This is a genomic window from Lyngbya sp. CCY1209, from assembly GCF_055795065.1.
Genome location: NZ_JAYFER010000444.1, coordinates 49,092 through 62,442, shown reverse-complemented (window position 1 = coordinate 62,442; position 13,351 = coordinate 49,092). Strand labels below are relative to the sequence as shown.

The following is a 13,351-nucleotide window of genomic DNA, read 5'->3' as shown; positions in this document are numbered from 1 at the left end:
ACCACGACGGAAGACGGGGGGACGGCAGAATTTACGGTGGTTCTCAATACCCAGCCGACAGCCGATGTTGCGATCGCCCTGAGCAGTTCCAACACCGCAGAGGGAACGGTTTCCACGGAATTATTGACTTTCACCCCCGAGAACTGGGATACGGCCCAAACCGTGACCGTGACGGGTGTGGCGGATGACGTGGTAGACGGGGACCAAGCCTACACCGTCGCACTGGCTGCGGCCACCAGCGACGATGCCAACTATGAGGGTATCGACCCCGATGATGTCACGGTGACAAACCAGGATGTGGTAGCCGGGAGCGTGACGGTGACGCCGACAGAAGGGTTGACCACGACGGAAGCCGGGGGGACGGCCACATTTACCGTTGTCCTCGATCGCCAACCGACGGCCGACGTGACGGTTCCGATCGCCAGTTCGGACCCATCCGAGGGGACGGCTTCCCCCGCGTCGTTGACTTTTACACCCGACAACTGGGATACGGCCCAAACCGTGACCGTGACCGGTGTGGACGACCCCGTGGACGACGACGACCAACCCTACACCGTGCAAGTGGGACCCCTCACCAGCGATGACGAGCTCTATCAGGGGATCGACCCCGGCGATGTCGCCGTCACCAACACCGATGACGATACCGCCGGAATTACCGTCGTTCCCACGACAGGTTTGACCACGACGGAAGAGGGGGGGACGGCAGAATTTACGGTGGTTCTCGACAGCCAACCCACGGCCGATGTTGCGATCGCTCTGAGCAGTTCCAACACCGCAGAGGGGACGGTTTCCACCGAATTGTTGACTTTCACAGCCGAAAACTGGGATACCCCCCAAACCGTCACCGTGACGGGTGTGGCCGATGAGGTGGTAGACGGGGACCAGGCCTACACCGTCGCACTGGCTGCCGCCACCAGCGACGATGCCAAGTACAACGAACTTGACCCCACCGATGTCGCGGTGACAAACGTGGATGTCATCAACGCCCCGCCAGAACCGCAAGATGACACGGCCCGGGCCTTTTTCAACGAACCCCTGACCATCCCCGCCGCCACTCTGCTGGCCAACGACACCGATCCGGATGGGGATACCCTGACCGTCACCGCCGTCGGCAACCCCGCCAGCGGCACGGTGCAACTCAACGGCAACAACGTGGTTTTCACCCCCCAAACGGGCTTTACGGGAAATGCCAGTTTTGAGTACACCGTCAGCGACGGGACCGAGACGGCGACGGCTACCGTGGCGGTGGCTGTCAACCCGACTCCGGGGGTCACGGTCGATCCCACCAGTGGCTTGGTGACGACGGAAGCCGGGGGAACCGCCACATTTACGGTGGTCCTCGACAGCCCGCCCATCGCCAACGTTTCCATCGGCGTCAGCAGCGACGACGACACGGAGGGGACCGTCAGCGTCAATCAATTGGTCTTCACGCCGGCTAACTGGGATACACCTCAGACGGTAACGGTGAGGGGGATCGGCGACTTCGGCCGTGTTGACCGAGATCAAACCTACAACGTCGTTTTAGATCCGACCGTCAGCGACGACCCGGCCTTCGTCAATATCGATCCGGCCGATGTTTCCGTTACCAACCGGGATTTGGATGTCGTTCCTGTTCCCTTGCCTCCTCGGCCGCCGACACCGCAGAACACCCCCCCCACCATTTCCGATATCGGCGATCAAAATGCGATCGCCAATAGTTCCACCGGGGCGATCGCATTTACCGTGAATGATGCGGAAACCACGGCCAACAACCTCACCGTCACGGCCACTTCCAGCAATTTGGATTTGGTTCGGAATCAGGATATCGTTTTCGGCGGCGAAGGCGAACGGCGGACCATTCAACTGACACCCGTCGAAGGTCAATCGGGCAGCACGACCGTTACCGTGACCGTCTCGGACGGCAGTTTGAGGACGACAGACACCTTCGATCTGGATGTTATCCCCGTCAACCTCACCGGCGAGGTGGATACACTCCGGGGAGGGGACGGCGCCGATACCTTTGTCCTCGGCGAAACTCGACCGCCAGCAGCCATTTCTTCGGCTACGTTTGATAACTTTGTCACCCAACCTTCGGAAGAATTTCCGGGCCAGTTTTTCGGCAGCGATAACACTGACGTTATCATTGGCAGTGCCTCGGATGAAACGCTGTTGGGTTTCCAAGGGGATGACTTCCTGAACGGACAGGGGGGCGGCGATACCCTCTTCGGCGGTCAGCAGAACGATACCCTCGTCGGCAACCAGCAAAATGATATTTTGTCTGGAAACAAAGATAATGACAATTTGTTCGGAGGCGATGGCAACGATACCTTGTTTGGCGGCCAACAGAATGATACCCTCGTCGGCGGTGCAGGCAATGATGAATTGTGGGGCGACAAAAATAATGATGTCCTGTACGGGGTTGAAGGTGAAGGTTACAGCCTCGTGAATGACTTCGAGCCCAATGTCGATATTATCGAGTTGTCCGGTACTGTGGCTGACTATCAACTCGGGGATTTACCGGAAGGCTTTACCAATGCGACGGCGATTTACCGCATCACCTCGGAAACCGCCGGATCTGACATCGGATTGGTGGCAATTTTGGAGGGTGTCACCGATGTGAGTTTGGAAGATAGTAATATCTTCAGCTTTGTCTGAATTATATAGCGCTGCGCGCTGGGGTGTGGGGTGTGCGGGCGTGGGGTGTGGGGAAGGGAAATCCCCTTTTCATCGGGGTTTCGAGGTTTTTCCCCTTTTCCGGAACTGTAAACACGCGAGCGCGATACCTGCGATAAATCCAGATGCCGGTCAATTGTGAGGGCGAAGTAGCAGGGATTTCATCCAATCCCTGCTATTTTATAGCTTAATAGGGAATCGGGAATCGGGAATCGGGAACTGAAACGGCTTTTCGATCAGAGTTTGAAGGTTTCTTACCGCATTTAAACTGTTATATCAAATCCGGTTGAATGCCCGAAAAAAAACGGGTTCGATATCAAAACCGCTTGGGAATCAATTCCCGAGGGCGCAAGCCAGGGGCCCCTACCAGCTCAAATCATCGGTCGATGATTGGGGAGTTTGTGCGGTCAAATAACCGGATCTGATATTACCACGATCTTCGCTCGTTGCTATGGTTTGTATTTTTGTCTTTTAATCTTGCCTTTTTTTGTCCAAATTCTCACCGGGTAAAATTTGTTTGGTGTCCGGGACGGCGGCGGGTTTGAGGGCGGGTTTCCGCTTCGGTGGGGGCGTTTTGGCGGCGTTGATTTTCGCCTGTTCCAGCCAGTCCACCAAAATCACTTCCACCTCTTCGATGGTTTGGTTGTCTTGCAGTTCCGATCGCAGCGTATCCATAAACCGCGTCACCAGCCGCTGCTGCAATTTTTGGGCGATGGGATCGGGTATTTTCGTTTGGGAGGCTTCGTAGGATTTTTTGGGCTGCTGGGTGACGATCGCGGTAATTCGCGTCACCAAATTTTCGGTAATTTGATCGGGAAGTCGCCGCAGGAAGGGGATGCGTTGCAGGCGTCGGGCGATCGCGGACTGTTGGACGGAGCGATCGACTTGGTAATATAAAAACGCCTCCAAATCCGGCTGCACTTCCGGCAAAACGTGGCAGGCGGTGACTTGCAGCAGCCGGCCGGCGATCGCGCTCAGTTGGGCGACATCATCATCTTCTGTCTCGGGTTTGGATTCCTGGGGGGATTTGAAAACGGCTTTTCGCAGGGTGCCACCGCTGACGGTGGATTGCAGTTGGTTGATGCCTTGATTGACGGTGACTTGAATCAATTCATCGGAAAAACTGGCGATCACTTTCAGGCGAATTTGGGCGCGCAGAGGTGCCATGTCGGGCAGTTTGGCGCGATCGAGGCGGATGAAAGCAGGAATCAAACGGGTGAGTCTGGCGATGGGAATGAGTAGAAATAAATGGTGCCACAACTGTCGGATTGCCGCCCCGACGGTGAGGGTGGGATTTCGGGAACGGATAAACCAAATTTCGATCATAAAGATCGCCCAAAAGATAAATAACCAGGGCAGATCCACCAGCCAAAAGCGATCGATAAATTCGCCGTTTATTCCCAGGTGTCGGAAGTACATCGACTGCATCAGCAGGGAAATTTCATCGTCGAAAAAAGCGAGTTCGGATTGCCATCCCTCCCGTTCCAAGTTCTCCACACTCCAGAAGGTTCTAAAGGCTTCTTTGGAGGATTTGTCCGCCCACAGCACTTCGGGGGAAAGAATATCTAAAACGCCGATTGAGTAGAGAAATTGTAGGGTCGGTGTCAGGTGTGATGTGGAGGAGGGATCGCGGCTGAAGATGTGCTCGATCATCCGATATTTGATGTGGGCGAGAATTCCCAGGGTGTCTTGAGCTTGCACCATGAAATCGCGATCAACCATCTCGACGCTGAGTTCCCGAAGTTGTTCTAACATCGGTTCGACTCGGGGAGAATTCAAGCCCTCGTAGTTGAGGACTGCCCGCAGATCGGCGACGGTTATCAGATAATTTTGGGAGTCGCGATAGGGTTCGATGCCTTTGATGAGGTCGTATCCCAAAAAAGGTTCGTATAGCGTCAAAATATATCGTATATTTAAATTGAAAAATTCCAGGGCATTTTCCCACCCCACCTCGGCGAAATAGTCCCGACTCCAAAAGGTATTTAGCGCCTCTCGGAGATCGTCGGTTTCGAGATGTTCGGTGAACCGAGTTTCGATCGCCGCCCAAGTTCCGTAGGCATCCCGGACGCGAAACGGCGGATTTTCGATCAGGATCTCGATGCCGGACCGTCGCAATTGGGCCAGGAGGGGTTCGACGTCGGGGGAGTCCAACCCCTCTGTTTCGAGGGTATTTTTGAGGCGATCGACTAATTGTAAATAGTCTTTTTGGGGGCTGTCGGTGCGGGTTTGGTGGTAGCGATCAAGGCGCAAATAGGACGTGCGATGTTTGATATAAGTGAGGTCAAATATGACCAGGGTGACGTTGGCGAGGATCAACAGGGCGATCGCGCGATCGTAAAATAGGCGAAGTTGCGATCGCACCGCATCTCGATCGGGAAAATATTTCCGTATCGCGGCGGAGAATGGCGGAAATGAAATGAGTTTCTGACCAAACACCGCTTTTTTCCTCCCTTCCCCTTGGGTGTACGACTGATCTCGTCGGCGATCGCGATCGATCCCATCTTACAGTATAGCGGATCTCGGTATCATTTATTCCTCGACCTTCGTAAATTTTCGCCTTCTACATTTCTCTTTTCATTTTTTTGCAAAATTCCAAGAAGGTTTGAAAACTTTTTAAATGGTCGGGATTGTTTGTGACTCTTCTCTTGAGTTCGTCCAAGTAATACTGTTTCTGAGCCTCCCCGGGTCTTTTTTTGGTATAAATGATATTTTTTGCTATAAAAATTTCTCTCAAATATTCAAAATGAAAGTCAGCATGATTTTTCATATTATACTGACCCATCAATTCCGGATCGTTTTGAGAAACGTCATAATAACTAACATAATCTGACAATGGATATTCCTGGGGTTGCCTCGAATCAAAAATTTTACGATTTCCCAACAGCCAAGTTTCTATACATCGATTCTGTGCAATAATTATAATTTCCGTCCCGCCCAAATTAATATTTCTATCTTTGATAAAATTTTGAATATAAATCACTCGTTCATCGACAGTATCTTCATCTACATCTACACAAATCACCAAATAATCATAATTGTTGGTTTCATTAATTTTGTTAATTGCATTATCTAGACCATCATATAAAATATTGGGATAACCCCTGCCACTAATGATATAATAGTTGTTTTTGATCGCTTGATCATGATAATCAACTCTTTCAAGTTCGGGGATAAGATACTCAAGCCATTTGGGATAAATCTTCTTTTCTGTACTTCGTCCCTCCACCAAAAAGTAAATATTCATTCATCGTCCTCATCTTCAAGAATATTGATTAAATCAATAAACGCTTTCTGTCGCGATTCTGAAATATGAAAATCTTTGGCATTTTTGACTGTTACCAAGCTGCCTTGTCGAGTCACGATTTTCCAAAATGCCGGACTGATATTGTTAATGATATACGGATGATGACTGGTAATAATGAATTGTGAATTCTGATGATTCAAAATTAAATCGGTCACACTATCCATACAATTGACACCCAAACTATTCTCAAATTCATCAATTAGAATGACAGAATTATCGGGAGATAAATACAACTCGCTGATATACATCAATGTTTTGTACATTCCCGATGAAATATTGTCAATCCAGGTCGATACGCCTTTTTCTTTAATGCTGACAATCGTCGCCTCTTTTAAGAGTTGAGATAAAGCGATCGGTAACTCTTCATTTTTAATGGTTTCAATCTTAATGTCAGATACCTTATTAAAAATATTGGTAAAAGTTTTTTTGATGATTGCAAACTCTCGGGGCAGTGTTCGATATAGTATGGCTAGTTTGACGAAAATCGGAAGATCACTTTCCTTGAGTGTTGACAAAGAAGCATTTTCATATTTCTTAAAAATAGAAACTGGCAGTCGCCACATTTGATCGAAATCACGCTCTGAGTCAGTCAGAATAATTTTATCTAACTCTTCTTTGACGGGAATGATACTGTCTTCTTGCTTGAATAATTCGATAACACTTTCAAAAGGAGAGAGTTTTGGCGTTTTTACATCATCAAAAAATATTTCTTCTCCTGTCCTTTCTACGAGAGTCTTTCCGTTACATTGTAATTTCTCGTGGAGAATTTTAACTGGCTCGTTTTCGTCCGAATCAGTATCAATCGGTGTAATATTTTCTTTTGTTTCAAATTGACCACTCCAATGATACTCAATATTTTGATTCGTCTCAAAACAAACACTCCATTGGACTCCATTCATCGGTTTACCATTGGCGATCGCTTTTAACCGACGGATTGATTTTAAGATTTGCGTTTTTCCGGCCCCGGATACCCCAACCAGTAGATTCAGATTGGGCAAAAACTCGACCGGTTCCAGTTTCCATTGATATTCATCATCAAAATACTCTAATTTTTTAATTTTCATATTGGCATCAGTTAATCTACACCATATTACAGTATGCCGGATCTCGGTATCATTTATTCCTCGACCTTCGTAAAATCGACACCCTCGTATAAATCGCCGAAAGGAATTTCAAATTCTACCGAATCAAATTTCAATAAATTATCCTCGCCCTCGTACTCAGTCAACACCCATTGGCCGACTGAGTTTTTAACAAATTGCATGACATAGAATTGTTTGGGGTCGATTAAAATATATTCCTTCATTTCCGGAATCGAACGATAGTATTTGAATTGATCACCCTGGTCATAATTTTGGGTCGATTTGGATAAAACTTCCGCGACAACTGAAGGATTCATCACGGTGGTTTTTCCTTTTCCGGCATAGACGGGTTCGCCCCGAATCACCATGACATCCGGATAAGTGTATTGTCGATATCGGGGAATCCAAACTTTGACATCGCCGATATAAACGCGAAAATCCTTTTTCCGAAGTGCGAATCTCAGATAGGCGTACAAACTGCCCGCCACTTCGTTATGATTGGTCGTTCCGCCTGTCATGGGAATAATCTTTCCATCTCGATATTCGTGTTTAACTTCGGATTTTTCTTCGAGTTCCAAATATTCTTCTGGCGTATAATAACGAGTTTCCGTGATAACCATATATTTTGATTGAAATCTATTGCACCGGAATCGGAATAGAATTAACTCGTTGTTGCGCTTTAGCGCCCCCGAAAGGGGCTGAAGCACAACAACTCAACCCCAACTTACCGCCGCTTTGCCGCCGCCTTCTTCTTCGCCGTCTTAGCCGCCTTTTTCGCCGCCTTCTCCGCCGCTATTTTGGCCTGCCGTTCCTGTTCCTTCTCCTCGGCGAGTTTGTCGAGATAGTAGTGGTAATCCCCCAGATAGACGCGGAATTCCCCGTCGCGGATTTCCACAATTTTGGTCGCCACTTGGGAGATAAAATAGCGATCGTGGGAAACCAACAAAACCGTCCCGTCGTAATTCTGGAGCGCTTCCTCCATCATCTCCTTCGCCGGAATATCCAAGTGGTTCGTCGGCTCGTCCAACATCAGCAAATTGACCGGTTGCAGCAACATTTTCGCCAGGGCCAGCCGCGCCTTTTCTCCCCCGCTCAACGCCTGCACTTTTTTAAACACCGTTTCCCCGCTGAATAAGAACCGGCCCAACAGCGTGCGGACCTCCTCATTTTTCCAGTCGGGAACCTCGTCGTGGATGGTTTCCATCACCGTCCGGCTCAAGTCCAGAGCCTCGGCTTGGTTCTGTTCAAAGTAGCCGGGGATGACGTTGTGAGAGCCCAGCGTCACCGTGCCTTCGGTGGGTTTTTCCATCCCCATCATCATGCGGAGGAGGGTGGATTTGCCGCAGCCGTTGGGGCCTAGAAACGCCACGCGATCGCCCCGTTCGATCGCCAAATTCGCCCCCAAAAATAGGATCTTTTCGTCGTAAGTATGAACCAAGTCTTTGATTGTCACCACCTCCCGGCCGCTGCGGGGGGCGGGGGGAAACCGGAATTTCAATGTCTTCAAAGAAGCAGTCGGCGCTTCGATGCGCTCGATTTTTTCCAGTTGCTTTTCCCGGCTTTTAGCCTGGGTGCTGCGGGTGGCGCTGGCGCGGAATTTCTCGACAAATTCCTGCTGCTTTTCGATTTCTTTTTGCTGCCGTTCGTAGGCGCTCAGTTGGGCGACCTGGCCCTCCGCTTTTTGTTGCAGGTAGGCGGAATAGTTCCCCAAATAGGTCTGGGAAACGCCGCGCTCCGTCTCCACAATTTGGGTGCAGAGGCGGTCCAAAAATTCCCGGTCGTGGGAGACGATCACCATCGGCGTCGTCAGGCCTTTCAAGTAGGTTTCCAACCATTCGATGGTTTCCAAATCCAAATGGTTGGTCGGCTCGTCCAGGAGCAGCAAATCGGGGGCTTGGAGGAGGATTTTACCCAAACTCATCCGCATCTGCCAGCCGCCGCTGAAGGCGCTCACCAGGCGATCGCCGTCTTCGATTTCAAACCCCATCTCCGGCAGAATTTTCTCGATTTTCGCCTCCAAACCGTAGCCGTCCAAAGCCTCAAATTTCCGCTGCAGCCGGTCTAATTCGTGGATCAAGTCGTCGAGGCGATCGGGGTCGGCGGTTTCCATCTCCCGCTGCACCCGGCCCAGAGCCTCGTGGGTGGCGTTGGCTTCCGTGAATACCGTCCAAAATTCTTCCCGCACCGTGCGCCCGGGATCGACTTCAAATTCCTGCGTCAGATAGGCGATGTGGAGGCTCGACGGGCGGATCACCTCCCCGGAAGTGGGTTCGGTTTCCCCGGCGATAATTTTGAGTTGGGTGGATTTTCCCGCCCCGTTGACTCCGACTAAACCGATGCGATCGCCGGGTTTGACTTCCCAGTTGATATCTTTGAGGACGGTTCCCGTGGGGTAAATTTTGCTGATGTGTTCGAGTCGCAGCATCGAAAGTCTCCTAGGACGACAACGGGGGCGTTCGGGCAAACGAAAATTGAGCGGTCTAAAATCCCTCGCCCGCCTTGCATCTTAACAAAAATTAATCCCTTCTGGAGGTGAGGCGATCGCTCCCGAAGGTCAGGAATTTTTTTCCGCCTGCCGCTGCTGATAAGTCGCCTTTGCCTTTGCGATCGTCTCCTCAAATACCGCCGGGTCCCAGGGTTTCGTAATACAGGCAAAAATATCCGCCGCTTTCAGGGTTTCTCCCGAGGGGTCGAGCATTTCCGCCGAGTAACCGCTGAGTAAAATTCGGATCATCTCCGGAAACGGGGCGACGGTTTTCCGCAAAAATTCGATGCCCGTCATTTCCGGCATACTCTGATCGGAGATGACGATCGCCATTTCTCCCTCGGTTTCCAGCAGTTCCAACGCCGCCGTCGGACTTTCGGCTCGAAATACCCGAAATTCTCGGCGAAACGTTCGATACAGCAAATCCAGGTTATCGGGTTCGTCGTCAACCACCATCAATTTGAGTTTGTTTTTGGGCATCTCTCAACTTTAGACTGCGTTCGTCAGGGTTCCGGACTGTGAGCGAAGTCCCCATCACCTCAAATTCAATCGGGTCGCTTCTCGCCGAACAGAAACCACAGTTTCTCCCTTAATTATCTTATCGAACTGTTTATTTTCAGGCAAAATGTGGGGATGGGGTGTGCTCGGTGGGGTGTGGGGTGTGGGCGGGGGGAGCGGAGGGGGCGGAGGAAGCGGAGGAAGCGGAGGAAGCTAAGGGAGCGGAGGAAGCGGAGGAAGCTTCGGTAAGCGGAGGAAGCTAAGGGAGCGGAGGAAGCGGAGGAAGCTAAGGGAGCGGAGGAAGCGGAGGGAGCGGAGGAAGCGGAGGGAGCGGAGGAAGCGGAGGGAGCGGAGGAAGAATAGAAACGGGTGGAACATCCAGACCGCTTGGGAATCAATTCCCTTTTCTTGTAGCGAAAATCATATTCAGATGATTGGGGAGTTTGTACGGTTCAAAAACTGGCTCTGATATGGCAACCGCCTTGGCGGTTCGGACAATCAATGTCCAACTGAGTCCACGCAAGCGTGGACTTTTGCTGTGAGCCTTGAAATTCATTTCAAGGCGAGTGAACTCAATTGGCAGATCTGTCCCAACCGTTCTGGCGATCGCTATATCAACTTGCTCCCTCACCTGCCTCCGGTCGCCTCCGGTCGCCTCCGGTCGCCTCTCTCCCCAAAAAAAAGGCGGGACTCGCCAAAGTCCTCGCCGGGATGGAACGGAAATCGGAAATTAGACCGATGCGGTGGTGGTCGATTCGGCCAACTCCGCCAGCCGTTCCTGCTGGTCTTGAATGACGCAGGCTTGCACCACGTCCCCCATGCCACCTTCTAAAATCGGCGCCAGGGAGAAGTTCTGACCCAGGCGGTGGTCGGTGACGCGGTTATCCTTGTAGTTGTAGGTGCGGATTTTTTCGGAGCGGGAACCCGTCCCCACCTGCGATCGCCGCATGGACGTGACGGCTTCTTGCTGTTCCCGCAACTTCGCCTCGTACAACTTCGCCCGCAAAATTTGCAGGGCCCGCTCCCGGTTCTGGAGCTGGCTGCGTTCCTCGGTACAGAAAATCCGGATACCCGTGGGTTTGTGGAACAGGTCAACGGCCGTCTCCACCTTGTTGACGTTCTGACCCCCGGCACCGCCCGATCGCGCCGTGCTGATCTCGATGTCCTTGGCATCGATTTCCACTTCCACATCGTCCACCTCCGGCATCACGGCCACCGTGGCGGTGGAGGTGTGGACTCGCCCCCCGGCTTCGGTGACGGGGACCCGCTGCACCCGGTGCACCCCCGCCTCGAATTTGAGCTGGCTGTAAACGTTCGCGCCCTGAATTTCCAGGATCGCTTCTTTGAATCCCCCCATATCCGCCGGGGACTCGCTCAACATTTTCACCCGCCAGCCCTGGCCTTCGGCGTAGCGGGAATACATCCGCACCAAATCCCCGGCCCAAATGCTGGCTTCGTCCCCCCCGGTTCCGGCCCGGATCTCCAACATGATATTTTTGTCGTCGTTGGGATCTTGGGGGAGCAGGAGGATCTTGAGTCGCGTTTCGAGCCGTTCGAGTTCGGCGCCGAGTTCTTCCACTTCCGACGCCGCCATCTCCTTCATTTCGGGGTCGCCCCCCGCCTCTTTCAGGATCTGTTTAGCCCCGGCCAACTCCGTCTGGGCTGCCTTCCATTCCTGATAGGCGTTCACCACATCTTCCAGGGAAGATCGGGCTTTAGCCACCCGCTGAAATTCCTCCGGGTCGGTGGTAATTTCCGGGTCGGCCAGCCGCAGGGTCAGCTCCTGGAAGGTTTGCTCGACGGATTTGAGTTTGTCTAATAAATAACTTTCAGCCATTTTTAGGTTGCCTTTTGTCAGTTGTCGGTTGTCGAAGCGAGGGTTTGCGATCGGGTCAGCTCCGGTTCGTGAGCGCTATCCCTCAGTTATTTTCTGAGAACCGGAACCCTAAAATTGGTCGGTTGTCGGTAGTGAGAGCTACGGACAACAGACGACGGACAATTGACAACCGGGCTATTTTTTGTCTTCGGTTTGGCTTTCGTCGATCATGCCGTATTTGCGGAGGAAGCGCTCGACCCGTCCTTCGGTGTCGATCATTTTCTGGGTTCCGGTGTAAAACGGGTGGTTCCCGGACCAGACATCGACGTGCAGGGTGGGTTGGGTGGAGCCGACTTTCATGACAACTTCGCCGTTGCAGATGACTTCGGCTTCCGGATACCATTTGGGGTGGATGTCGGGTTTTGGCATGGTTCGATTTACAAATTTGTTGGATTGACGTTCAGTTATTATTTTAGTGGCGATCGCCTGTGTGCGGGAGTCGGTTGTTAGGGAGTCGGGAGTCGGGAGTCGGGAGTCGGGAAAATGACGGTTCCGCCGGAACGAATGTCGGGCGGGAATAACCGGGGGAAGGGAAAAATCCCGCCTTTCCCCCTTTCCTGGCAATCCTGCGGCAGTTTATCGCTTCGAGTATTGGGGAGCTTTCCGCGCTTTCCGCAGCCCGTATTTTTTCCGCTCTTTGGCTCGGGGGTCACGGGTCAGGTAGCCTTCCACCTTTAGGGGTTGGCGGTTCTCGGGGTTCAACTCGCACAGGGCGCGGGCCACGCCCAGGCGGATCGCCTCGGCCTGTCCGGTCAGCCCGCCGCCCTTGACGTTGACCAGGATATCGTAGTCATTTTCCAACCCCAGGGTTTCCAGGGGGGCTCGGGTGGCGGAGAGGTAGCTGTGGTTGAATTGCAGGTAATTTTCCCCTTCCCGGCCGTTGACGAGCAACTGGCCGCTGCCGGGAACCAAACGCACGCGGGCGATCGACGATTTCCGCCGACCGGTGCCCCAGTAAACTGCTTTGCCGGTATCTGTCGCTTGCATTATTTATCTCCTGTGGGAATGGTGTTGATGGTGATGGACTCGGGCTGTTGGGCTTGGTGGGGGTGGTTGGGGCCGGCGTACACTTTCAGCTTTGTGAACAGTTGCCGTCCCAGGGCGTTTTTCGGCAGCATCCCCTTCACCGCCTGCTCGATAATCCGCTCGGGGACGCGATCTTGCAGCTTGGCGAAGGTTTCGGTTTTCATCCCCCCGGGTCTGCCGGAGTGGCGGCGGTAGAGTTTTTGTTCCCGCTTTCGGCCCGTCACCTGAACTTTTTCGGCGTTGATGACGACGACAAAATCCCCAGTGTCCATGTGGGGGGTGTAGGTGGGTTTATTTTTGCCCCGGATAATTTGGGCGATTTCGCTGGCCAGACGGCCGAGGCGCTGGTCGGCCGCGTCGATGACATACCATTTTCGTTCGATGGAGTCAACGGCTGGCAGGTAAGTTTTGGTCATCATTTGAACTGT

General features: G+C 52.2%; 11 protein-coding genes. 1 reads left to right on the top strand and 10 read right to left on the bottom strand.

The features are described from left to right. Positions 1–2,634: Ig-like domain-containing protein (locus AC0QHF_RS13985; RefSeq protein ID WP_324704833.1), on the top strand; the 2,634-nt coding region annotated here is incomplete at its 5' end. Between the two features lie 489 nt (positions 2,635–3,123). On the opposite strand, the gene AC0QHF_RS13980 is transcribed toward AC0QHF_RS13985, so the two are convergent. From AC0QHF_RS13980 to rplM, 10 genes are all read right to left on the bottom strand, one after another. Further along, positions 3,124–5,088, bottom strand: a complete 1,965-nt coding sequence (locus tag AC0QHF_RS13980; RefSeq protein WP_324704832.1) for a hypothetical protein — start codon at positions 5,086–5,088, stop codon at positions 3,124–3,126. Positions 5,089–5,212: 124 nt separating this feature from the next. Beyond that, positions 5,213–5,896, bottom strand: a complete 684-nt coding sequence (locus AC0QHF_RS13975) for a hypothetical protein (protein WP_324704831.1) — start codon at positions 5,894–5,896, stop codon at positions 5,213–5,215. Then, positions 5,893–7,020, bottom strand: a complete 1,128-nt coding sequence (locus tag AC0QHF_RS13970) for an AAA family ATPase (protein ID WP_324704830.1) — start codon at positions 7,018–7,020, stop codon at positions 5,893–5,895. Before AC0QHF_RS13970 ends, AC0QHF_RS13975 begins: the two co-directional genes overlap by 4 nt. Positions 7,021–7,073: 53 nt before the next feature. Further along, positions 7,074–7,658 (bottom strand): Uma2 family endonuclease, encoded by a 585-nt coding sequence (locus AC0QHF_RS13965; protein WP_324704829.1) that lies wholly within the window; start codon positions 7,656–7,658, stop codon positions 7,074–7,076. A 104-nt stretch (positions 7,659–7,762) separates the two neighbouring features. Further along, on the bottom strand, positions 7,763–9,463 hold the full coding sequence (locus AC0QHF_RS13960; RefSeq protein WP_324704828.1) for an ABC-F family ATP-binding cassette domain-containing protein: 1,701 nt from the start codon (positions 9,461–9,463) through the stop codon (positions 7,763–7,765). Between the two features lie 129 nt (positions 9,464–9,592). Continuing rightward, positions 9,593–10,003, bottom strand: coding sequence for a response regulator (locus AC0QHF_RS13955; protein ID WP_324704827.1), 411 nt, complete (start codon positions 10,001–10,003; stop codon positions 9,593–9,595). Between the two features lie 748 nt (positions 10,004–10,751). Beyond that, positions 10,752–11,858, bottom strand: coding sequence for a peptide chain release factor 1 (gene prfA / locus AC0QHF_RS13950; protein ID WP_324704826.1), 1,107 nt, complete (start codon positions 11,856–11,858; stop codon positions 10,752–10,754). A gap of 174 nt (positions 11,859–12,032) precedes the next feature. Beyond that, complete coding sequence (gene rpmE, locus AC0QHF_RS13945; RefSeq protein WP_324704825.1) at positions 12,033–12,266, bottom strand: 50S ribosomal protein L31; 234 nt, start codon at positions 12,264–12,266, stop codon at positions 12,033–12,035. A gap of 207 nt (positions 12,267–12,473) precedes the next feature. After that, complete coding sequence (gene rpsI / locus AC0QHF_RS13940; RefSeq protein ID WP_324704824.1) at positions 12,474–12,884, bottom strand: 30S ribosomal protein S9; 411 nt, start codon at positions 12,882–12,884, stop codon at positions 12,474–12,476. Next, the gene (gene rplM / locus AC0QHF_RS13935) at positions 12,884–13,342 is read right to left on the bottom strand and encodes a 50S ribosomal protein L13 (protein WP_473113721.1); all 459 of its coding nucleotides are present in this window, start codon (positions 13,340–13,342) and stop codon (positions 12,884–12,886) included. The genes rpsI and rplM overlap by 1 nt, the downstream gene beginning before the upstream one ends. Between the last annotated feature and the right edge of the window lie 9 nt (positions 13,343–13,351).

Bases quoted from the DNA above. Each gene is read 5' to 3' on its own strand.
- AC0QHF_RS13975 (WP_324704831.1), bottom strand. From the start codon at position 5,896: ATGAATATTTACTTTTTGGTGGAGGGACGAAGTACAGAAAAGAAGATT.
- AC0QHF_RS13970 (WP_324704830.1), bottom strand. From the start codon at position 7,020: ATGAAAATTAAAAAATTAGAGTATTTTGATGATGAATATCAATGGAAA.
- AC0QHF_RS13965 (WP_324704829.1), bottom strand. From the start codon at position 7,658: ATGGTTATCACGGAAACTCGTTATTATACGCCAGAAGAATATTTGGAA.
- AC0QHF_RS13960 (WP_324704828.1), bottom strand. From the start codon at position 9,463: ATGCTGCGACTCGAACACATCAGCAAAATTTACCCCACGGGAACCGTC.
- AC0QHF_RS13955 (WP_324704827.1), bottom strand. From the start codon at position 10,003: ATGCCCAAAAACAAACTCAAATTGATGGTGGTTGACGACGAACCCGAT.
- prfA (WP_324704826.1), bottom strand. From the start codon at position 11,858: ATGGCTGAAAGTTATTTATTAGACAAACTCAAATCCGTCGAGCAAACC.
- rpmE (WP_324704825.1), bottom strand. From the start codon at position 12,266: ATGCCAAAACCCGACATCCACCCCAAATGGTATCCGGAAGCCGAAGTC.
- rpsI (WP_324704824.1), bottom strand. From the start codon at position 12,884: ATGCAAGCGACAGATACCGGCAAAGCAGTTTACTGGGGCACCGGTCGG.
- rplM (WP_473113721.1), bottom strand. From the start codon at position 13,342: ATGATGACCAAAACTTACCTGCCAGCCGTTGACTCCATCGAACGAAAA.